This is a genomic window from Streptomyces sp. NPDC051662 (assembly GCF_040681655.1).
Taxonomy (GTDB): domain Bacteria; phylum Actinomycetota; class Actinomycetes; order Streptomycetales; family Streptomycetaceae; genus Streptomyces.
The window spans coordinates 577541-599573 of sequence record NZ_JBFAZD010000002.1 but is presented as its reverse complement, the minus strand read 5'-3'; the positions used below and the strand labels follow the sequence as shown (position 1 = coordinate 599573).

Sequence of the window (22033 nt, the reverse complement as noted above, 5' to 3'; positions counted from 1 at the left end):
CGCAGTGATTCGTCTCTCACTGCCTTCCCCGGATACGAGCAGGTCACAGGGGTCCCCAGGATGTGCCAAGAGCGGGTCAAGTACAGGTCAAGAAGCGCGCTTCGGGACCACCAGCGGAACGCCGGTCCGGGGATGCGGGAAGACCTCGACGGGCTGGCGGTAGACCCGGGTCAGCAACTCGTCGCGGAAGATCTCGGTGGGCGGTCCCACGGCGGCGACGGCTCCGTCGTGCAGTACGGCCGTACGGTCCGCGTGGGCGGCGGCGAGCCCCAGATCGTGCAGGACGACCACGACGGCGTCGCCCGCCGCCGCGCGCTCCCGGCAGATCCGCAGGACCAGTTCCTGATGGCGCAGATCGAGCGCGGCGGTCGGCTCGTCGAGGAGGAGCAGCGGGGCGCGCTGGGCGAGGACGCGGGCGAGCGCGACACGCGCCCGCTCGCCGCCGGAGAGCGCGGAGAACGGGCGCGGGGCGAACCCGGTGGTCTCGGTCGCCGCCATCGCCCAGGCGACGGCGGCCTCGTCCTCGTCCGCCGGCGCCGTCCCGGCCCAGGGCGCCCGGCCCATCCGTACGACCTCCGCCACCGGGAAGGGGAACGAGAGCACGGCCGCCTGGGGGAGTACGGCGCGGCGCAGGGCGAGTTCGGGCGCGGACCAGTCGTGCGCGGGGCGCCCGGCGATCCGTACCTCGCCGCGGTCGGGCCGCAGATCGGCCGCGAGCGCGGCGAGCAGGGTCGACTTCCCCGCCCCGTTGGGCCCGACGAGCGCGAGCACCTCACCGGCGCGGGCGTCGAGACCGATCCCGCGCAGCACCTCGCGCCGTCCGAGCCGGACATGGAGGCCGCGGACCTCGGCGAGGGGCGCTCCGGGGGCGGCGGGCGCGGGGAGCGCGCGCCCGCGCGCGGCGAACAGACTCCGGATGCTCATGCCCAACCACCTTGCTCGGGAAGGGACGTGGGGCTCATGCCCAGCCTCCCTGCTTACGACGAGTCCTGCGCAGCAGCCAACTGTGCTCACCCGGGGGGCAACCCCCGGACCCCCGGCAGGGAGGTGCGTCGTGGTTCATGCCCAGCCTCCCTGCTTACGACGAGTCCTGCGCAGCAGCCAGAAGAAGAACGGGCTGCCGAAGAGCGCGGTCAGCACGCCCAGGGGGAGTTCCGCCGGGGCCGCGACCGTACGGGCCGCCAGATCGCCCGCGACCAGGACCAGCGCGCCGCCGAGCGCGCTGCCCGGGATCAGGAAGCGATGGCCCGGGCCGTTCGCCATCCGCAGCAGATGCGGCACCAGCAGCCCCACGAACGTGATGATCCCGGCCACCGCGACCGCGGCCGCCGTGAGCAGCGCGACGGCCAGCACCAGCACCATGCGGAGCCGCTCCACATCCACCCCCAGATGACGGGCCGGCCGTTCGCCGAGGGCGAGGAGGTCGAGCCGCCGCGCGTAGAGGGGCGCCAGGACCAGACCGGCCAGCGCGCACGGCAGCACCGCGAGCACCTTGGGCCAGGTCGCCTGGGCCAGCGAACCCAGCTGCCAGAAGGTGATCTGGGTGATCTGCGCGTTGTCCGCGAAGAAGATGAAGAGTCCGATCAGCGCCCCGGCGAACGCGTTCACCGCGATACCGGTGAGGATGAGCGTGACCACTTCCGTACGGCCGCCGGAACGGGACAGCGCGTACACCAGCAGTACCGTCGCGAGCCCGGCCACGAACGCGCACACGGTCACCGTCCAGCTGCCGAAGAAGCTCAGCCCCAGCGCGATGGAGGCGACCGCGCCGACCGCCGCGCCCGACGAGATGCCGATGACACCGGGTTCGGCGAGCGGATTGCCGAACACGCCCTGCGTCAGCGCGCCCGCGCAGCCGAGCGAGCCGCCGACGAGGAGCGCGAGGACGACGCGGGGCAGCCGTACGTTCCACAGGACACTCTCGCCGACCCGGTCGAGCGCCGCGCCGCCGAGCCCGGTCCTGTGCTGTACGGAGGCGAGGACGTCCCCGAGCGGGATGTGGTACGCGCCGATCCCGGCGGAGAGCAGACAGAGGACGACGAGCGCGCCGAGCAGTCCGGCGGTCAGCAGGGTGGTGCTCCCGGGCGGTCGCCGACGCTCTTTCGCGGGTGTCCCGGCTCTCATGGGTGTTCCGGTCCCGGACGGATCGGGAACGCTCGAATCGGGAACGCTCGAAGCGGAATCGGAATCGGACGGATCGGGATCGGGCGGATCCGCTTCCGTGGGGGACGGCTCGTGAGCGGTGAACGCCGACATCACGTCACTTCCCGTTCGCGTACAGCTGCTTGACGATCGACCGCAGTACCTCGTCCGTGCGCGGGCCGTAGTTCAGCAGCACTCCGTCGTCGACCGTGATGACCCTGCGGTCCATGCCCGCCGGTGTCTCGGCGACCCCGGGGATCTTCACCAGGCCGTCCATCCCGCCCACCGAGTCGAGCCCCTTGGTCATGACGAGGATCGCGTCGGGCGCGGCCTTCGCCAGTGCCTCGCTCGTGATCGCGGTGAAGTCCTTGGTCAGCCCCGACTCCTTGCCCGCGTCGACCGCCCCGGCCGCCTCCAGCAGTGAACTCGCCCCGGAATCACGGCCGCCGAGCAGATAGACGGAGGCCGAGCCGCGCAGATAGAGGAAGGTCACGCGCGGCTTCCGGCCGTCCTTCCCGCCGTCCTTCCGGCTGTCCTTCCCGCTGTCCTTCCGGCTGTCCTTCCGGCTGTCCTTCCCACCGTCCTCGCTCCGGTCCGCGTCGCCCGCCGGGATCTCCTCGCGTACGGCGTCGATCCGGCCCTCCGTACGCTTCTTCAGCTCGGCGCCCGCCGTCGGCACCCCCAGCGCGCCGGCCACCGCGTCGATCCGTGTCCCGACATCGGCGAGGCTCTTCGCCGGGTCGACGACGACCAGCGGAATGCCCGCGTCACGGATCTGGCCGATGGCCTCCGCGGGGCCCGTGGTGGTGTCGGCGAGGACGAGCGTCGGCCTGAGCGACAGCACGCCCTCCGCCGAGACATCGTGCGCCCGGGTCACCACCGGCAGCTTCGCGGCCTGTTCGAAGGTGGCGGTGACATCGCGGGCGACGACCCGCTCACCGAGACCGAGTGTGAAGACGATCTCGCTCAGCGACCCGGTCAGCGGCACGATCCGGTCGGCCGAGGCGACCGTGACCTTCCTGCCGTCGGCCGAGTTGACGGTGACGGGCAGCCGGGGCGCGGGTACGGCGGCCAGTGGCTCCAGCCGGTCGGCGGCGGCGGCGGTGGGCGTCGGGTTCCGCTTCGCGCCGGTCGTATCCGTACCGCCTCCGCTTCCGCTTCCGCCGCCGGAACCGCAGCCGGTCAGAGCGAGAGCGAGGGCGAGGGCAATCGCGGAGAGAGGGGCGCCCGTGAGACGTGATCTGCGCACCGAGCGCACCATCCTGTTCGTTCTGTCGAGTTGTGCTGTGAGTGGTTCGGCCGAGGTTTCCGTGGGGAGGGGTCCAGCACACGCTGGAGATAGCTTAGGTTAGCCTTACCTTGCTTGTTAGGCCCGGGGCTGTGCTGTGTCCGGGTCCGCCGTCCCTGCTCGTCAGATGTGGGAGTGACTCCGATGCTGTCCTTCAGACCCGTGCGCGCCTTCGTCGTCGCGCTGCTCATGGCGCTGCCGGTGGCCCTGCTGCCGGCCGCCGGTGCGCAGGCCGCCGACCGTACGGTGCGGGGCGGCCGGCTCGACTGGGGCATCAAGTCGTCCTTCCTCAGCTATGTCACCGGCCCCATCGCACAAGGCAGTTGGGCGCTGAACGGGGGCGCGGCCACGGTGGGCGGCCAGTTCCGGTTCCACTCGGCCACCGGCACCTACGACCCGGACACCGGCGCCTTCCGGGCCGGCTTCTCCGGCGGGGTCCGGTTCGTCGGTCACCTCAAGGCGGACGGCAGCCATGAACTCGATCTCACGATCAGCCGTCCCACCGTCCGGATCACCGGCGGCAGCGGCACGCTCCACGCGGACATGACCAGCAAGTCGAGGGGCAGCGGCAAAGTCACCTCGACCTCCCAGGTCCCGCTCGCCACTCTCGATCTCTCCGGGATCGAGATGAAGGGCGGCGGCAGCCCCGTCGTCCTCACCCGCGTCTGGGCGACGCTCACCGCGCAGGGCGCCACCGCCTTCGCCGGCTACTACACCGCCGGTACAGCGCTCGATCCGGTCAGCCTGTCCGTGGATGTCAAGGCGGCGGGCGCGCCGGGGAAGAAGTCACCGGCGCCGTCCGCGACCGGATCCGGTGACGGCGAGAAGGCGAAGGACGCCTTCCAGGACGCGGCCGTCGACTGGGGCGTGCGCCGCACCTACCGCGAGTACGTCACCGGCCCCATCGCCAAGGGGAAATGGACGCTGAGCGGCGGGGCCCAGGACGGCGGCGCGCTGTTCCGCTTCCCGCGGGGCAAGGGGACGTACGACGCCGGGAAGGGCACGCTCGACGCCGCCTTCGCGGGCAGCGTCCGGTTCACCGGAACCGAGCTGGATCTGACGCTCAGCAAGGTCGCCGTACGGGTGAAGGACGGCAAGGGCACGCTCTCGGCGGATGTCTTCGACGCGGCCGAGGGCAGTCCGCCCCGTAAGGCCGTGCCGCTCGTCACCTTCGAGGCCAAGGACTTCACGCCCAAGGACGGTCTCGCCTCGCTCACCGAGGTTCCCGCGACGCTCACCTCACCGGGCGCCGACACCTTCGGCTCCCTCTACGCGGCCGGTACGGCGATGGACCCTGTCTCGCTGGCCGTCGCCGTCGACAAGAAGGCCGAGCTGCCCGCGCTGCCCGACCTGGGCAGCGACGCCTCGCCCTCCGCGGCGCCGGAGGACACGGCCGCCTCGTCCGCCGCGCCCTCCAGCGGTCCGGCCACGGACGCCGCCTCGGCCTCTTCGTCCTCGTCGTCCGCCGGTGCGGGGACGTATGTGGCGATCGGCGCGGGCGCGCTCGTCGTCGCGGGACTGGCGGGCTTCGCGGCCGTCACCGTCCGCAGGCGCCGCGGCACCGACACGCCGTAACCCCCACGACCAACCCCCCACGACCACCCCCCCACGGCTCCGCCATCTCCCGCGCGGATTCCGTGTGTTCACGCGTGCGTTCCACGCCCCACCGTCAAGGAGTACATCCCCCCATGGCAGCAACCCGCCGCCCCATAGCACTCGCCGCCGCCATCGCGACGGCGGCGGCTCTCGGGGCCACCGCCTTCACCCTCCCGGCGCTCGCGTCCGGCCCCCCGGCCGGCGTGCCCCGGGGACCGCTCGCCGCGCCCGGCGCCGCCCCGAAGCTGGATCTGAAGGACGGCACCCTGGACTGGGGCCTCAAGGAGTCCTTCCGTCGTTACGTGACCGGCATGGCCGCGGGCACGATCACCGCCGCCGACGGCGCCACCCAGGCCACCGGGAACGGCCCCTTCACCTTTACCAACGGCACCGGCTCGTACGACCCCGCCACACACGATGTGGCCACGGACTTCGACGGCAGCGTGCTGTTCTCCTCCAAGGCGCACGGCTTCGAGATCAAGGTGGCCGACGTGAGGCTGGTCACGGCGGGGACGGGCGGCGCCATCGAGGCGGACGTCACGCTCAACGGCGCGACCCAGAACGACATCGAGCTGGCCGCGATCGATCTGACGGGGATCCGTCCGGAGACCTCGGGCACCAGGATGGTCTTCAAGGACATCACGGCCACGCTGACCGCCGAGGGCGCGAAGGCGTTCAACGGGATGTACACGGAGGGCACGGAGCTGGACAAGGCCACGCTCGCCGTCGGTTACGAGACGGGCGGCGGCACGCCCTCGCCGACGCCGACCGAGCCCGAGCTGACGCCGACCGAGCTGACGCCGACGGAGCCCGAGCCGACGACGGCCCCCACGGAGCCGACGAAGCCCCCCACCTCGGAGGCGCCCACCGGGCCCGCCCCGACCACCACCGCCCCGACCACGACCACCCTGAACACCACCCCGTCCACCTCCACCTCCGCGGCGCCTCCGACGGCCGAGGACGGCGCGATCGTGGACGGCACTCTCGACTGGGGCGTCAAGGAGTCCTTCCGCTCGTACGTCGCCGGCCCGATCGCCCGGGGCAAGGTCGAACTCTCCGACGGCGCGGCGAAGTCGGGCGCCGCGGCCTACCGCTTCCCCAAGGGCACGGGCGACTTCGACGCGACCGCTCAGACCCTCACGGCGTCCTTCGGCGGTACGGTCCGCTTCCTCGGCCACCAGGAGGCGGACGGCGAGTACGTGCTCGACCTCCGGCTGGGCGGTCTCCAGGTCGTGGTGAAGGACGGCAAGGGCACGCTCGTCGCCGATGTCAGCACCAAGGACCAGGAGACGCACAAGGTCTCCACGTACCAGGATCTGACCGTCGCCACGCTGGACGTCCCGGCCGCGGGTCCGGTCGTCAAGGACGGCGTCGTCACGCTGAACGCCGTACCCGCGACCCTCACCGCCGACGGCACGAAAGCCTTCGGCGGGATGTACCAGGCGGGCACGGAGCTGGACAGGCTGACCCTCGCGGTCGCGCTCGACGAGAACGCCAACCTCCCGGGCGGCGCGGGCGGTTCGGGCGGTTCGGGCGGTTCGGACAGTTCCGGTACGGCGGGCGGCGGCACCGTCGGCGGTACGGGGGGCGGGTCCCTCGCCTCCACCGGCTCCGAGGTCCCGGTCGGCGCGCTGATGGGCGCGGCCGGTGCGATCGCCGCCGCCGGCGCGGCCGTCGTCTTCGCGGCCCAGCGGCGCCGTACAGGCCAGGCCGCGCCGCTCGACGACGGTGCTTAAATGCCTGCGTGACTGACATCGACGTACTCAGCGTCTTCTGCGGGGCCGACGGCCGGCACGGCAATACGCTCGGTGTCGTCCGCGAGGGGCGTCACCACCCCGACCGGGCGGCCCGGCAGGCCATCGCGGCCCGGCTCGGCTACAGCGAGACGGTGTTCGTCGACGACCCCGAGCGCGGTGTGGTCGACATCTATACGCCGGGGCTGCGGCTGCCCTTCGCCGGGCATCCGCTCGTCGGCGCGGCCTGGCTGCTGGATCTGGAGACCGTGAACCCGCCCGCGGGCGAGGTGTGGGTGCGTCAGGACGGCGAGTTCACCTGGATCACCGCCCGCCCCGAATGGGCGCCGCCGCGCACGCTCCGGCAGTACGCCTCCGCCGCCGAGGTCGACGCGCTGCCCGCCCCGCCGCCTGGCGAGGGCTGGCTCTACGCCTGGGCCTGGGAGGACGAGGCCGCCGGCCGGGTCAGGGCCCGCGCCTTCCCGCGCCGCGCCGACGGCATAGCCGAGGACGAGGCGACCGGCGCGGCGGCGCTGCTGCTCACGGCCGAGCTGGGCCGTGCCCTGAACATCACACAGGGCCGGGGGTCGCAGTTGATCACGGCCCCCGGCCCTGACGGATCGATCGAGATCGGCGGCCGGGTACGGCTGCTCACGGGTACATAGCCCGACCGACCGTGCGCGCGAGGCGCGTTACTTCGTACGGTAGGCGTCGGTGATCGTCTGGGAGAAGGCGTTGCCCTCCCGGTCCCTGACGTCGGCCCGGAAGGAGACCGTGCCGCCCGCGGCCGGGTTGTCCACCGTCACCACGCCCTTCCGCACGACCAGCCGACGCCAGGACTTGCCGCCGTCGTAGGAGACGGACACCGTCAGCGACGCGAGGTCGCGGCCGGCGGCCGATCCCTGGACGGTGACCGGCACGGACTGCCTGACGCTGGCGGCGGCCGTCGAGTCGAGGGCGAGTTCCGGGGCGTAGCGGACCACGCTTGTCGGGACGGCGACGCGCTTCGACGAGTGGGACGAGCTGAACTCGGCCTGCCAGGTGACGGTCGAGCTGACCGGTGAGACACCGGAGGAGGCCCGGCCCACGGTGGTCACCAGTCGGTACCGCGCTCTCTCGGCGGGCAGTTGGAAACTGGCGGCGTCCAGGACGTCGTCGACGGTCGCGTACGCGCGGCCGTCGCGGTAGAGCGTGGTGGACGCCGACTCCGCGTCGTACACGCTCCCGCCGCCGTGGCCCGCCCCGTCGGCGAAGGGCTGGATCGTGCCGGTCAGTGTGTCGCCCTCCCTGACCAGCCCCAGACCCTTGCTCAGCGCCGGGCCGAACACCCCGGTGTTGACGGTCTCGGTAGAGCTCCTGCCGCCGTGGTAGGTCCTGCCGGGAATCCGGTACTCGGCCAGGACGGTCCTGGAGTCGGCCGCGAGCTGCTGGGAGAACTCGCCCCAGCGGTAACCCCCCTGGAGGTACACCGTCCTCGTGTTCGGCAGGTCCGAGTAGAACCCCACCGCGCCCGCCCCGATGTCGAGCGCCGCGGTCCAGTTCAGCCCGGTGGCGCCGGTGACCGGTGACCCCTGCCGTACGGTGAGCTCGGCCAGGTCGGCCGAGGTCACATGCTGCGTATGGCCGGTGTAGAAGGCGTCCTTGAGGGTGTCGGCGAGGTGGTACTCGCTGTCGCCGCGGTACCAGTGCGACAGGAAGTGCGAGGTCACTTCGCCCGGCGGCGCCGGGTCACCGATCTGCGCGGTGCGGGTGCCGGCCGGATTCGTCCCCAGCCCGAGGCTGGTGGTGGTCTCCGTATCGTGCGCCTTCACCGTGGTGACCATGAACGAGGAGTATCCGGCGGCCTCCGGGTCCGGCGAGGACACGTCGATCGGCTTCGCCCGCCGGGCGTCGATCTCGATGGTCATGTCGCGGTCGACCGTCAACTTCGGCGCGACGAGGTAGTCCAGGCCGAGTCCATGGGGGTCATCCCTGGTGAAGGTCTTGCCGACGACCGTGTAGTCGCCCGCGGGCACCCGTACCGTCGCCGTGCCGTTCTCCCCCCTGACCAGCTCGTAGGCGTCGTTCCCGACGCCGGTCAGCGTGGCGGCCCAGTCGAACGAGCCGGGCGTGGAGCCGTCCCGGGCGGTGGCCCGGAAGGTGACGTCGTGGGACTCCGCCGCGCGGTCGAGCCCACCGACGCTGCGGACGGTCTGGCCGCCGCCGGCCGCAATGACGGTGAGGCTGTAGGCGCCCGCGGCGTCCCCGCCGATCCGGGTGTCCGCGGTGACATCGACGGCGGCGGTTCCACCGGCCGGGACGGTCACCCGCCGGGTGTTGAGCGTGAACAGCCCCTCGGGGGCGGCGGCTCCCGCCGCGTCGGCGCCGACGGCGGACAGGTCGAGCGTCACCGCCTGGTCGCCGTCGTTGCGGTAGGTGATCGTCCGGGTCATCGGCTCGTCGTCGGTGTGCGGCCAGAGGACGCGGCCGAAGTTCAGCGAGACGGGCTCGGCGACGACGCTCTGCCCCGTCGCCCGGGTCAGGTCGATCCGCCCGCTGCCCTGTTCGTAGGTGCTGTACCCGCCGGGTTCGGCCGAACCGACCAGCGCGGACTTGATCTGCGGGCCGCTCCAGTCCGGATGCCGCTGGGCGAGCAGCGCCGCCGCGCCCGCGACATGCGGGGTGGCCATGGAGGTGCCGCTGATCGTCACGTAACCGGGGGCGGGATGCGGGGAGTTCGGCATGGTCCCCGCGGCCGACGCCGCGGTGATGTCCACGCCGGGCGCGGTCACGTCGGGCTTGGCGCCCCCGTCCTCCAGCCGCGGCCCCCGGGAGGAGAACGACGCGAGCGCGTCCTTCTTGTCGACGGCCCCCACGGTCAGCGCGCTGTCGGCGACGCCGGGGGTTCCGATGGTGGTGTCCCCCGGGCCGGAGTTGCCCGCGGCGATGACGAACAGCGCCTGGCCGGACAGCGCGTCGACGGCTTCTTCGAGCGGGTCGGTGCCCAGCTTGTCCGGGGCGCCGAGGGACATGTTCACGATGTCGGCGCCCTGTTCGACCGCCCATTGCATCCCGGCGATGATGTCGGAGTTGAGGCCGGAACCGGCGGTGTTGAGCACTTTGCCGATGACCAGGTCGGCGCCCGGAGCCACGCCCCGGTAGCTGCCGCCGGACGCGGCGCCGGTACCGGCCGCGGTCGACGCCACATGCGTGCCGTGCCCGTTGTGGTCCTGGACGTCCGCCTCGGCCGTGAAGTTGCGCTGGGCGACGACCTTGTCGGCCACATCGGCGTGACCGGCGTCGATGCCGGTGTCGAGTACGGCGATCCGCACACCCGTCCCGTCGTAGCCCGACTTCCACACGTCCGGTGCGCCGATCTGCGGGACACTCACGTCCAGGGCCGCCGTCGCCACGCCGTCGAGCCGGATGGAGGCGACGCCCGGGGCCAGTTCACTCACCCCGGCCGAGGTGCGGGAGAGCGAGGACCACGCTCCGGCCGCCTCCTTCGGGCGCAGGACCAGCGCCTCGCCGTCCACCGCCGAGAGATCTGTGACGGGCGTGCTGGTCGTCTCGTGCAGTCGCGTCCGCGCGGCCGGGTTCTTCGCGGCGTACTCGACGAGCACCGGTGTTCCGCCGTCCGCCAGTTCGTCGTACTCGGGACGGTTCAACTCGGCCGTGTCGAAGAGCGACAGGTCGAGGCGCCCCTCCGCGATCAGTGGTTCGACGTCCGAGGGGATCACATAGGTGTGCCCGTCGGTCCGGCTGATCTGTACGGGTACGGAAGCCCGGCCCTTGGCGGGTGCCACGCCGATGACGCCGCCGTCCTTGTCCAGCAGCACCTGGTCACCGGTGATCAGGGTGACCGTGTGCACGGCGGCGGTCGCGGCATCCGGCCCGGACGCGCGCCCGGTGCTCCCGGTGCTCCCGGTGTCCGCGGTGGCCGATGGTGCGTTGGCGAGTCCCCCTGTCATCCCCGCCGCCAGTGTCAGGGCCGTGGCCACGGCGACGGCGGCAGGTCTGATACGTCTTCTTCTCGGCACTATCGGCAGTATCGGCACTGTCGGCCCTGTCTGTAGGTGTGGGGTATCAGCAGACAATCACTCAACTTTCGGTTGACAAGCCTGTGTGTGGTGTCGCGACCATGTCAAGGAATCGCGGGTGTGCCGGAGGGAATCCGTGCCGACGACGGCCACCTCCGGACCGAGTTCCCCGACGAGCCGGACCTAGGTCCTGTCCGGCCGGACAGGGCCTACGCGCTCAGCGGGAACTGCGCGCCCAGCTCGCGGAACACCGCTCCATTGAAGTCGAACGCGCGCTTGCACTCGTCGATGATCCGCTGCTTCTCCAGATCGTCCGCCGCCACCCGGTCGAGCAGCTCGCGGTAACCCCGCTTGAACGCGGCCGGGTTGGCGATCCCCTCGAAGACATAGAAGCGGACGCCGTCGCCCTTGCGGGCGAAGCCCCAGGTCTTCTCCGCCTTGTCACGGATGATCTGGCCGCCGGAGAGATCTCCGAGATAGCGGGTGTAGTGGTGTGCCACGAAGCCGCCCGGCCAGTCGCGCGCGCACTCCTCGACCCGCGCGGCGTACGCGGCGGTCGCGGGCAGCGGCTCCAGGCCCGTACGCCACTCCGCCCCGCGCAGATGCGCCAGATCGCGCTCCAGCTCGGGTGTGCGCTCCAGCTCGCGCTGGATGAAGGGCCCGGCGACCGGGTTCTGTCGCAGCGACTCCGAGGCGCCCTCCAGCGCGCGGTACACGAACCACAGCTGCTCGGTGTAGCGCGTATACGCGTCCACCCCGAGCCGGCCACCCAGCAGATCGCTCATGAAGGTCGAGGTCTCCGCCTCGGTGTGCTGTGCGTGCGAGGCGACGCGGATGAGCGTGGAGAACGGGGTGGCGGTGGCGGTTGCGTCCAAGGCGGGCCTCCGGGACCGAGGGGGACGGGAGCAGGCGGGTGCCGGCGTCGGCGGCACGGACGGCCGCCAGGACCGATACTCTTACTTAGGCTTACCTAAGTCAACTGGTTCCCGACGTCCTGTCGGTAAAAACGCTACCCCGCCCTCCGGGGCCGGCAACCTCAGGGAAGCGTGAGAATCTCGGCCCCCGTCTCCGTCACCACCAGCGTGTGCTCGAACTGCGCGGTCCGCTTGCGGTCCTTGGTCACGACGGTCCAGCCGTCGTCCCACATGTCGTGCTCGTACGTACCGAGCGTGAGCATCGGCTCGATGGTGAAGGTCATGCCCCGCTGGATGACGGTGGTGGCGTGCGGGCTGTCGTAGTGCGGGATGATCAGCCCGGAGTGGAACGACGAATTGATCCCGTGGCCGGTGAAGTCCCTGACGACCCCGTAGCCGAACCGCTTGGCGTACGACTCGATGACCCGCCCGATCACATTGATCTGGCGGCCTGGCCGTACGGCCTTGATGGCGCGGCTCAGCGCCTCGCGGGTCCGCTCCACCAGGAGCTTCGACTCCTCGTCGACATTCCCGCAGAAGTAGGTGGCGTTGTTGTCCCCGTGCACCCCGTTGAGGTACGCGGTCACGTCAAGGTTCACGATGTCGCCGTCGCGGAGCACCGTGGAGTCCGGGATTCCGTGGCAGATGACCTCGTTGACCGAGGTGCAGAGGGACTTGGGGAAGCCGCGGTAGCCGAGCGTCGACGGATAGGCGCCGTGGTCGCACATGAACTCGTGCGCGACCCGGTCCAGCTCGTCCGTGGTGACGCCGGGCGCGATGTGCTTCGCGGCCTCCTCCATCGCCTGCGCGGCGACGCGGCCCGCGATCCGCATCAGCTCGATGGTTTCCGCGGTTTGCACTTCCGGCCCGGTGTACGGGGTGGGAGCGGGTTTCCCGACGTATTCGGGGCGCCGGATTCTGCCGGGGACGGAGCGGACGGGAGAGAGCTCCCCTGGTACGAGGAGTGACTGGCCAGACATGCCGGCGAGTCTAACGAGCGCCGGTGGGGCAGCATGGCGTCAGAGGAAGGAGCCGATGATGGCCCTGTTCAAGAAGCGCACGGTCGGCAAGCCCGGCGAGTGGTACTACTGCCTGAAGCACCGGAAGGTCGAGGAGGGGCCCGAGTGCCCCGCCAAGGACCGCTTCGGGCCGTACGCGAGCCGCCAGGAGGCGGAGCACGCGATGCAGACGGCTCAGGAGCGCAATCTGGACTGGGAGACGGATCCGCGCTGGCACGACGCGTCCGAGGACGCGTCCGAGGACGCGCCCGAGGGCGAGTCCGAGGGCGGGAAGGACACGAACCCGTCCGGCTGAGGGGTGCGGTCCGGCCACCGGGCCTGGGCCGTATCCGGCGGGGTCAGGCCGTCGCCGCCGTCGCCGCTTCCTTCTGGGCGCGGCGGCGCAGGGCGTCCTCGTCCGTCTCCGAGTCGTAGGTCACCAGCCTCGGCAGCACCGCCGCGAGCAGCCCCACCGAGGCCAGACAGGCCAGCCCACCGCTCCAGATCGCGGGGCGGGTGCCCGTCCAGCCCGCCATCGTGCCCGCGCGGATCTGGCCGAGCTGCGGTCCGACGCTGTACGAGAGCACCTCGATGCCCGCGAGCCGGCCACGCAGCTCCTCCGGGATCGTCTGGTTCCAGATGGTCGAGCGGCCCAGACCGCTGAGCATGTCGCCCGCGCCCGCGAACCCCAGACAGACCAGCACCACCCAGATGTTCGAGAACCACCCCGCGGCCGTGATCGCCAGCCCCCAGCCCGCCGCGCCGAACACCACGAAGAGGCCGTGTCTGCGGACCCGTGAGGTCCAGCCGCTGGTCAGGCTGAGTACGACCGAGCCGACCGACCCCGCCGCGTACATCAGACCGAGCGACCACTCGGCGTTGAGATCGTCCGCGAGGAACGGGAAGATCGTGTTCGGGAAGGCGAAGAACATGGCGGCCAGATCGATCGCGTACGTCCCCAGCAGCACCGGTCTGCTCCACGCGTAACGGGCCCCCTCCACGATGCCCCGCAGGGACGGCGCCTCCGCGTCATGCGCGGCGGGCGCGGGAGAGAGCCGCAGACAGAGCAGTACGGAGACGGCGAAGCCCAGGATCGTCACCCCGTACGCCGTGCCGTGACCGGCGTACGCGACGACCAGACCGGCCAGTGAGGGCCCCGCGATCGCGCCGAGCTGCCAGCGCAGCGCGTTGAGCGCGGCGGCTGCGGTGAGCTGGGCGTGCGGGACGATCCGCGCCATCAGCGAGTCCAGCGCGGGTCGTTGCAGCCCGGCCAGCGCTGACACCCCGGCCGCCACCACGTACAGCGGCCACAGCAGCGGCTCGGGAAGCAGCGCGTTCACCAGCAGGATGACGGCGAGCAGGCCGAGCCCCGCCTCCGTGAGCAGGATGACCTTGCGCCGGTCGACGGCGTCGGCGAGCGCGCCGCCGTACAGCCCGAAGATCACCAGGGGCACCAGCTCCACCGCGCCCATCGCGCCGACCGCGAGCGGCGATTCGGTGAGGTCCTTGATCTGGAGCGGCAGCGCGATCATCGCCATGAAGCTGCCGAAGTTCGTCACCAGCCCCTGCACCCAGAGCAGCCGGAATTCCCGGGAGGAACGGAGCGGGGAGAGATCCGGCAGTATCGCGCCGAGCTTTCTGGTCACGAGAGGCCATGTTCGGTGTGGACGAGTGGATCGGGCAACCGAATAAGGGTGTGTCGGCACAAGCGCGTGTCAGCACAAGGGTGTGTCGGCACAAGGGCGCGCCGGCACGTGCCGGCTCGGGGCTTACCAGCGGGCGGGCGGCGGCGCCGTCAGCTGGTCGGCCAGCCGCGACAGCCGGTCCCGGAACCGCCGCCGCCCACGCCGCCCCGGCAGGCTGTTCTCCCCGGCCGCCGCGCTCACCAGATGCTGCACGGTGTCCAGATCCACGCCGTGCGCCGCCTCCATCGCGTCCACCGACAGGGCCTCGTGCGCCAGCCCGCGCACCTCCGCGTCACCGCCGTCGAGCGACAGCACCGTCGCCCCGGCCCGGCGCGCGCCGTGAACCCGCTCCAGCAGGCCGGTGCCGGGCCGCTCGGGCGCCACCACGAGCAGCGTCTCGCCCCGGCCGGCCGCCTCAAGACGGCCCAGACCGACGGCCAGATGCGCCGGGTCCCCCGAGCGCACCCGGTGCCGTACCAGCGTGGGCGTCAGCTCCGGCTGCCCCGACCACGCCGCCTCGTCCACGAGATGCGCGGTGAGATGCCACGGCTCGTACTCCTCCGTCCCGACGAGCAGCAGCCCGCCGCCGTGCGACACGACGGAGGCACGCAGCGCCCCCGCGAACCGGCGGGTCGTGGACGGCCATTCCGTTCCGGCGAGTACTTCACGCAGCAGTGCGACGCGTACGGCATCCATGGGCCCGCATCCTGCCGCAGTCGGCCGCGCGGCGCGGGCGGTCGGAGGAGGCTCACCCGAACGTGCCCTTGTACCGGCGCGTAGGGTCGTGACCATGACTTCAACGGACAGTGGCAGCACTCCCAAGCCTCCCGCCAAGGACCCCTGGGACCTCCCGGATGTCTCCGGTCTCGTCATCGGGGTACTCGGCGGCACCGGCGACCAGGGGCGCGGGCTCGCCTACCGGCTGGCGCGGGCCGGACAGAAAGTGATCATCGGCTCCCGGGTCGCCGAGCGGGCCGAGACGGCGGCGGCCGAACTGGGCAACGGCGTCGAGGGCCTGGCCAACGCCGAGTGCGCGCGCCGCAGCGATGTGGTCATCATCGCCGTGCCGTGGGAGGGCCATGCCAAGACCTTGGCAGCCCTCAAGGAGGAACTGGCGGGCAAGCTCGTCGTCGACTGTGTCAATCCACTGGGCTTCGACAAGCAGGGCGCGTACGCCCTGAAGCCGACGGAGGGCAGCGCCGCCCAGCAGGCCGCCGCCCTGCTGCCGGATTCGCGGGTGACCGCCGCCTTCCACCATCTCTCCGCGGTGCTGCTCCAGGACCCGGCGGTCGAGCGGATCGACACGGATGTGATGGTGCTGGGCGAGGTACGCGCGGACACCGACCTCGTCCAGGCGCTGGCGGCCCGTATCCCTGGCATGCGCGGGGTCTTCGCGGGCCGGCTGCGCAATGCCCACCAGGTGGAGTCACTGGTGGCCAACCTGATCTCGGTGAACCGCCGGTACAAGGCACACGCGGGCCTGCGTGTGACGGACGTCTAGCCAGGTACGTACAGGGGAGGCACGGGTAACGACGGCACGGGCCCCGGCCCGCGCCGTCAGCCCGTGGCCGTCGCCGTACGGGCCGCGCGCTCGGCCTTCGCCTTGCGTACGTAGTACCAGGCCATGTTGGACGACAGCCCGGCCAGCAGCACCCACACGATGCCGAGCCAGTTGCCCTGGATGAAGGAGAACACGGCCGCGGCGACCGTGAGGACACAGACGGCGAGGGCGTACAGAGCGAGGCGGGGCATGGGGGTCGGCTCCTGTCGAGGCGTCGTGGGCGCCTTGGGCGTCGTGGGTTGTCGTCGTACGCGCTCCAGTGTCCCCCATGCCCGGGAACGTCCCACGGCCGCCCGGTGCGGAATCTCAAGAGGATCTGGTATGCGCGACGTGCGAAATGAAGCCAAGGGAATCATCGGGGAGTTCAACCGGAACGGTTCGATCGCTCCCGACCGTGTCGTCTCCGCCGAGTTCGGGACCTGGGATCGCGTAACACCGGCCTGGGTCATCCTCGCGGCGCTCAAGTCCGTTCTCTGGCTCAGGTGGGACAGCGGGCGCTCTCCCGACGACCAAGCGGCTGAGGCCGCGGAGTTGGCGCCGCGCCTCGAACAGCGTCAGATTACCCACATGATCGAAGCCATGCTGGGTGATATCGCGGCAGTCCACGAGGCGCAGTCGCGGGGATTGATCACCTTGGAGAACCTGGTCGGTTTGATGGCCGTCGTGGTTCAACAGGAATCGATGACCGAGGAAGAACTCGACGCGATACTCGAATACGCGGAGAACAACTGTCGGGAGGTTCTCCGTACCGGAGATCCGTGGCATCCCGCTCGACGCGGAATTCACGTGGGACCGTGGGACAGTGGCGAGAACGTTCCGGGTGGAGAACGTATCGACCTGGGGGGAATGCGGATCCCTTCGGAACCCGGGCTGCGGATCGAGCCGATGCGGGATGGTGACGAGATTCTCGCGGTCACGGTGATAAAGGGTCCGACGGCGATTCAGCTGCAAGCCTATCGAGCCACCCAAGGACGTTCCTGGGATGTGATCCGCGGGAACATGATGAAGAAGATGAAGGCGCAGGGGACCGCGGTCGTGGAATGGGCGGGTATGGCCGGCGTCGAGCTCAGGGTATCCGTTCCTGTCATTGAACCCGATGGCAATCGTTCCGTGCAGGGTGTGCGGGTACTGGGCGCCGACGGCCCGGGGTGGATCCTTCGTGGATTCGTCACCGGAGATGGCGCCGAACCCGACAGCAGAGATCACTGGGCCTATGAGATGTTCATGGAAACCGTTGTCTCACCATTCCACTCCACATCTCCGGATGACTCGGTGATCGGTTTGCGCCGGCCCCATTCTGGGATCTGAACGGGTAGCGCCGCCCCGGGAGGAATCAACGCGGTATCCCGTCGGGACCTCGTCGCCAGGTGGGGCGACCACTGGATCGACAGGGTCGGTCAGGTCCTGTCCGGCTCGCCGTCGCCGCCGGTACCGCTACTGGCCGGCCGGGCCGCAGACGTATTCGTTCCGCGTCGTCCAGAAGCTGAAGAGATCGCGTCCGCAGTAGCTGTCCAGCTCCGAGACCCCCATCCCGCGCAGGATCGTGTGGATCAAGTCGAAGAAGGCCGCGTTCACCTGGGGGATGAAGAAGAGCAGAACGAAGACCGCGAGCAGTCCGTACTGAGCGAACGGCTCCACCTGGCGGCGGACCTTGTAGGACAGCCAGGGCTCGACCACCCCGTAGCCGTCCAGGCCCGGGACCGGCAGGAAGTTCAGGATCGCCGCGGTGATCTGGAGCAGGGCGAGGAAGCCGAGGGCGTAGCGGAAGCCCGTCGGGACACCGGACAGGGCGTCCAGCCAGAAGGGCGCGGTGCAGACGACGGCGAACAGTACGTTCGTCAGCGGGCCTGCCGCGGAGATCAGGCTGTGCCGCCAGCGGCCCTGGATGCGCCCGCGCTCGATGAAGACCGCGCCGCCCGGCAGACCGATACCGCCCAGGATCACAAAGATCACCGGCAGCACGATGGACAGCAGCGCGTGCGTGTACTTGAGCGGGTTGAGCGTCAGATAGCCCTTCGCCCCGACCGAGATGTCCCCGCTGTGGAGCGCGGTACGGGCGTGCGCGTACTCGTGCAGACAGAGCGAGACGATCCAGGCGCCGGTGACGAACAGGAATACGGCGATCCGGATGTTCGCCGCGAAGTCGGTCCACACGGCCCAGCCCGAGACCGCCGTGACAGCGGCGATGCCCAGGAAGACGGGGGAGATCCGCCGGTCGCTCCGGCGGGAGGAGGCGGTGGTCATGGGTGGGTCTCCTCGGGGCGTGGGGCGGGGCGTGGGACGTGCGGCGTGGGGCGGTAGGGCGGTCGGGCCGCCCTGGCGTGAGCGGCGCCGGGACTACGGGGTCGGCGTCGACCGACCGTACAGCCGTCAGAACGCGAACGTCCGGCACGCCGATAACGTCTCGCCAACGGATCCCGGTTCCGGGGAGGGGGAGGGAGAGGCCGGTGCCGTGGCACGGTGGAAGATCATGTACGACGGCGAGGCGACCGGCGCGCTGGTCGGACTCGCGACCGGACAGGTCGGGGCGGCCTTCCCGGCGGCGGTCACGGACAATGGGCTGATGCGCTACCGGCTCCTCGGCACCACACGGGCACTGCATGACGACGGCACCTCCGTCGCCCTTGGCGGTGCGCGGCTGCGTGCGCTGCTGACGGTGCTCGCCCTGCGGCCCGGCCGTGCGGTTCCGGTCGCCCTGCTTGTCGCCGAGGTCTGGGACGGCGACCCGCCCGCCGACGCGGTGGGGGCGCTCCAGGCGCTGGTCGGGCGGCTGAGACGGGCGCTCGGCCCCACGGCCGTCTCCTCCGTGGAGGGCGGCTACCTGCTGTGCGCCGATGAGGAGGAGGTGGATCTCCACCGCTTCGGCCGGCTCGCGGGGGAGGGCGCGCGGGCCCTGGCGGACGGGGACGCGGCCAAGGCGGCGGGCCTGCTCGACGAGGCGCTGGCGCTCTGGCGCGGTCCCGCGCTGGCCGACCTCCCCGACCGTACGAACGAGGCGGCCCGCTGGGAGACCCGTCGGCTGGAGGCCCGCCGGGCATGGCTCACGGCCGCGCTCGCCCTCGGCCGGGCCGAGGAGACGCTGCCCGAACTGGCCGCGCTCTGTGGTGAGTTCCCGCTCGACGAGCCGCTTCAGGCACTGCGTATCCGCGCCCTGCGCGACGCGGCACGCCCGGCCGAGGCCCTGGCCGCGTACGACGGGGTGCGGCGCGCGCTGGCGGCCCGTCTGGGCACCGACCCGGGCCCCGAACTGCGTTCTCTGCACGAGGAGTTGCTCCGGGGCGCCGACGGGCCCAAGGGGCGGGCCGAAGACACCGGCGGGTTCCACGGTGCGCACGGGCGGGCCGGGGGCGGTGGACACTCCGACCGTACGACCGCCACCACCGCCACGCCCCCCGCAGCCGACACGGCCGCCACGCCCCCCGGCAATCTCCGCGCGCGGCTGACCAGCTTCGTCGGCCGCGAAGGCGATATCGAAGCCATCCGCGACGATCTGGGCCGCGCCAGGCTCGTCACCCTGCTCGGGCCCGGCGGAGCGGGGAAGACCCGGCTCTCGCAGGAGGCCGCGGAGCGGATGGCCGAGGGGTGGCCCGATGGCGTATGGCTCGCCGAACTGGCACCCGTGAACGATCCGGAGACCGTGCCCGAGGCCGTACTGACCGCACTCGGAGCGCGGGAGACCGTGCTGCGCGGCGTCGGGGCCGAGGAGTTGCGCGCCGCCGATCGGCACGCCGCTGAGCCGATCGTCCGGCTGGCCGAGCACTGCGCGCGCCGGCGCATGCTGCTGCTTCTCGACAACTGCGAGCATGTGATCGGCGCTGCCGCCGCCCTCGCCGAGGAGCTGCTCGCCCGCTGCCCGGAGCTGACCGTCCTGGCGACCAGCCGGGAGCCGTTGGGGGTGCCGGGTGAGTCGGTGCGGCCGGTGGAGCCGTTGCCTCCGGATCCGGCGCATCGGTTGTTCGCGGAGCGTGCTCGTACGGTGCGGCCGGGGTTCGATCCGGCGGGGGATCCGGCGGCGGTGGCGGAGATCTGTCGTCGTCTGGACGGTCTGCCGCTGGCGATCGAGCTGGCGGCGGCGCGGTTGCGCATGCTGACGCCACGTCAGATCGCGGATCGTCTCGATGACCGTTTCCGGCTGCTGACCAGTGGGAGCCGGACCGTTCTGCCGCGCCAGCAGACGCTGCGCGCCGTCGTCGACTGGTCCTGGGACCTGCTGGACGCGTCCGAACGCGCCGTACTGCGGCGGCTGTCGGTCTTCGCGGGCGGTTGTGGACTGACGGCCGCCGAGGCGGTCTGCGCGGATGAGGCGACCGGCTCGCACACCCCGACGGGCTCGCACACCTCGGCCGGCTCGGACACCCCGACCGGCTCGGACACCCCGATGGGCTCGGACACCCCGGCCGGCCTCGGCGAAGTGGGCGGCCCGTACGAACCGGACACCACTGAAGCCGTCGCACCCCATGACGTCGCCCGGCTCCTCGGCTCGCTCATCGACAAGTCCCTCGTCGTCGCCGCCCCCGCGCCCGACGGCGATATGCGCTACCGGCTGCTGGAAACCGTCGCGGAGTACGCCGCCGAGCGGCTCGACCAGGCCGGTGACCGGGCCGCCGCCGAGCGCCGTCATCTCGTCTACCACCGGGAGCTGGCCCGTACCACCGACCCCGTACTGCGCGGCCCGGGCCAGCACGCCGCGATCGCCCGCTTCCAGCTGGAGTACGAGAATCTGCGCACCGCGCTGCGCCGTGCCGTCGCCGCCCGCGACGAGCAGGAGGCGCTGTGTCTCGTACTCTCCCTCTGCTGGTTCTGGCAGATGCTCGATCTTTCCGCCGACGCCCACCACTGGGCGGGGGCCACCGCGGAGCTCGGACCCGATCCGTTCGCCCCGCCGGTGGAGCCCGCTCCCCCCATCGCGCAGCGGTGCACCGAGGCGCCGCCGCCCATGGCCCCCGAGATGCTTCAGGAGGCCCGGCGCCAGGTGCGGCTGATCGAGATGATCAGCATGAACCTCGACGAGGACGACTGGACCACGCCTCTGCGGCTCGCCTGGCTGGACGCGGTGATCACCGTCTACCGGCCGGGACTGCCGCAGACCTGCCGCTTCCCCGCCACCCTGTGGTTCCTCGCGATCCTGCTCACCGGTGACGCCGGCCAGTTGAGGCTGATCCTGGACGAGACCGTACGGGCCAGTGAGGAATTCGGTTACGAGTGGGAGCTGGCCGCGGCGCTGCACGCACGGGCCAATCTGCTGGCGAACCGCAGCGACCTGGCGGGGGACGCGAGGCGTGACGCCGACCGCAGCCTGGACATCTACCAGCGGCTGGGGGATGCCTGGGGCGCGGCGGAGGCGCTGTCCGCGCGCGGCGAGGCCAGGGAGAAGGCCGGTCAGCACGTCCTGGCCGCCGAGGACTACACGGCCGCCATCGCCCATGCCGAGGGGCTCGGCGCGCAGAGCCAGGTCTTCCTGCTGCGTTCCCGACTCGCGGCGACCATGTTCGAGACGGGGGAGGGCGAGGAGGGCGAGCGCATCCTCCGCGAGTTGCTGGCCGAGCGTCACGACGCGTGGCACGAGTCGCTGCCGGCCCGGCTCTATCTCGGGTTGTGGCTGGGCAGAACGGGACGCGAGGCCGAGGCCAGGGAGCAACTGGGGCGACTGCTCGACACGTTCCGCTCCGAGACACTGGCGGTCTTCGAGGGATTGGTGAAGGGGACCTTCGCCTGGCTGGACTGCCTGGCCGGCCGGTACACCGAGGGACTGGCGGAAGCCCGCGTGGCCCTGCGCATGTCGCTGTCGCCGCTGTCCATGATGATGGCTCCGGAGATGGCCCCCCTCCATCTCCTGACGGCGGCCTGGGCACTGGGCGGCCTGGCGGCGGCCGGCGCCGCACCGGAGCGGGTGCGGGACGCGGCCCGGCTGATCGGCGCGTACGAGGGGCTGCTGCCCGTCGGACACTTCAGAACGTTCGTGGAGCGGGACAACCTGGTGAGGGCGCGCGGGGTCGTGGTGGGCCTGCTCGGCGAGGCCGCGTTCGAGCGGGCCCACGCCGAGGGCGGCGGCCTCACGCTGGAGGAGGCCACCGCCCTCGCCGGATGCTGAATCCAT

Annotated in this window: 17 protein-coding genes; 7 read left to right on the top strand and 10 right to left on the bottom strand. The window is 71.6% G+C overall.

All coding sequences use genetic code 11. The features are described 5' to 3' along the window. Positions 1-87: 87 nt before the first annotated feature. From AB0M67_RS05405 to AB0M67_RS05395, 3 genes are all read right to left on the bottom strand, one after another. Positions 88-924 carry a heme ABC transporter ATP-binding protein gene (locus tag AB0M67_RS05405; RefSeq protein ID WP_365742813.1) on the bottom strand — a complete coding sequence of 279 codons (837 nt, stop codon included), beginning with the start codon at positions 922-924 and terminating at the stop codon, positions 88-90. 135 nt (positions 925-1059) lie between these two features. Beyond that, positions 1060-2124, bottom strand: coding sequence for an iron ABC transporter permease (locus tag AB0M67_RS05400; protein WP_365742811.1), 1065 nt, complete (start codon positions 2122-2124; stop codon positions 1060-1062). Positions 2125-2260: 136 nt separating this feature from the next. Continuing rightward, entirely contained in the window at positions 2261-3391 is a 1131-nt protein-coding gene (locus AB0M67_RS05395; RefSeq protein WP_365742810.1) for an ABC transporter substrate-binding protein, read from the bottom strand. Positions 3392-3574: 183 nt separating this feature from the next. On the opposite strand from AB0M67_RS05395, the gene AB0M67_RS05390 reads away from it, so the two are divergent. The 3 genes from AB0M67_RS05390 (at position 3575) to AB0M67_RS05380 (ending at position 7424) form a co-directional block, all read left to right on the top strand. Next, positions 3575-5005: an HtaA domain-containing protein gene (locus tag AB0M67_RS05390; RefSeq protein WP_365742808.1), complete on the top strand. Its 1431-nt coding sequence runs from the start codon at positions 3575-3577 to the stop codon at positions 5003-5005. 113 nt (positions 5006-5118) lie between these two features. Continuing rightward, positions 5119-6762, top strand: coding sequence for an HtaA domain-containing protein (locus AB0M67_RS05385; protein WP_365742806.1), 1644 nt, complete (start codon positions 5119-5121; stop codon positions 6760-6762). An 8-nt stretch (positions 6763-6770) separates the two neighbouring features. Continuing rightward, entirely contained in the window at positions 6771-7424 is a 654-nt protein-coding gene (locus AB0M67_RS05380; RefSeq protein WP_365742804.1) for a PhzF family phenazine biosynthesis protein, read from the top strand. 27 nt (positions 7425-7451) lie between these two features. Here the strand turns inward: AB0M67_RS05380 and AB0M67_RS05375 are convergent, their stop codons facing one another. The 3 genes from AB0M67_RS05375 to map form a co-directional block, all read right to left on the bottom strand. Continuing rightward, positions 7452-10778 (bottom strand): S8 family serine peptidase, encoded by a 3327-nt coding sequence (locus AB0M67_RS05375; protein WP_365742802.1) that lies wholly within the window; start codon positions 10776-10778, stop codon positions 7452-7454. 209 nt (positions 10779-10987) lie between these two features. Next, the gene (locus AB0M67_RS05370; protein WP_365742800.1) at positions 10988-11653 is read right to left on the bottom strand and encodes a biliverdin-producing heme oxygenase; all 666 of its coding nucleotides are present in this window, start codon (positions 11651-11653) and stop codon (positions 10988-10990) included. A gap of 161 nt (positions 11654-11814) precedes the next feature. Further along, complete coding sequence (gene map / locus AB0M67_RS05365) at positions 11815-12672, bottom strand: type I methionyl aminopeptidase (protein ID WP_365742798.1); 858 nt, start codon at positions 12670-12672, stop codon at positions 11815-11817. A 58-nt stretch (positions 12673-12730) separates the two neighbouring features. Here map and AB0M67_RS05360 point away from each other — a divergent pair, with 58 nt between their 5' ends. After that, on the top strand, positions 12731-13006 hold the full coding sequence (locus AB0M67_RS05360; protein WP_365742889.1) for a hypothetical protein: 276 nt from the start codon (positions 12731-12733) through the stop codon (positions 13004-13006). Positions 13007-13049: 43 nt separating this feature from the next. Here the strand turns inward: AB0M67_RS05360 and AB0M67_RS05355 are convergent, their stop codons facing one another. Next, positions 13050-14336: an MFS transporter gene (locus AB0M67_RS05355; RefSeq protein ID WP_365742796.1), complete on the bottom strand. Its 1287-nt coding sequence runs from the start codon at positions 14334-14336 to the stop codon at positions 13050-13052. 123 nt (positions 14337-14459) lie between these two features. Continuing rightward, positions 14460-15071, bottom strand: coding sequence for a hypothetical protein (locus tag AB0M67_RS05350; RefSeq protein ID WP_365742794.1), 612 nt, complete (start codon positions 15069-15071; stop codon positions 14460-14462). A gap of 94 nt (positions 15072-15165) precedes the next feature. Here AB0M67_RS05350 and npdG point away from each other — a divergent pair, with 94 nt between their 5' ends. Then, complete coding sequence (gene npdG, locus AB0M67_RS05345) at positions 15166-15876, top strand: NADPH-dependent F420 reductase (protein WP_365742792.1); 711 nt, start codon at positions 15166-15168, stop codon at positions 15874-15876. Positions 15877-15932: 56 nt separating this feature from the next. Here npdG and AB0M67_RS05340 read toward each other — a convergent pair whose 3' ends face one another. After that, entirely contained in the window at positions 15933-16127 is a 195-nt protein-coding gene (locus AB0M67_RS05340; protein ID WP_365742790.1) for a hypothetical protein, read from the bottom strand. 130 nt (positions 16128-16257) lie between these two features. On the opposite strand from AB0M67_RS05340, the gene AB0M67_RS05335 reads away from it, so the two are divergent. Continuing rightward, the gene (locus AB0M67_RS05335; protein WP_365742788.1) at positions 16258-17244 is read left to right on the top strand and encodes a DUF3710 domain-containing protein; all 987 of its coding nucleotides are present in this window, start codon (positions 16258-16260) and stop codon (positions 17242-17244) included. 126 nt (positions 17245-17370) lie between these two features. Here the strand turns inward: AB0M67_RS05335 and AB0M67_RS05330 are convergent, their stop codons facing one another. Beyond that, positions 17371-18180, bottom strand: a complete 810-nt coding sequence (locus AB0M67_RS05330) for a site-2 protease family protein (RefSeq protein WP_365742787.1) — start codon at positions 18178-18180, stop codon at positions 17371-17373. A gap of 319 nt (positions 18181-18499) precedes the next feature. Between AB0M67_RS05330 and AB0M67_RS05325 the strand changes: the two genes are divergently transcribed. After that, positions 18500-22027, top strand: coding sequence for a BTAD domain-containing putative transcriptional regulator (locus AB0M67_RS05325; protein ID WP_365742887.1), 3528 nt, complete (start codon positions 18500-18502; stop codon positions 22025-22027). The last annotated feature ends 6 nt before the right edge of the window (positions 22028-22033 follow it).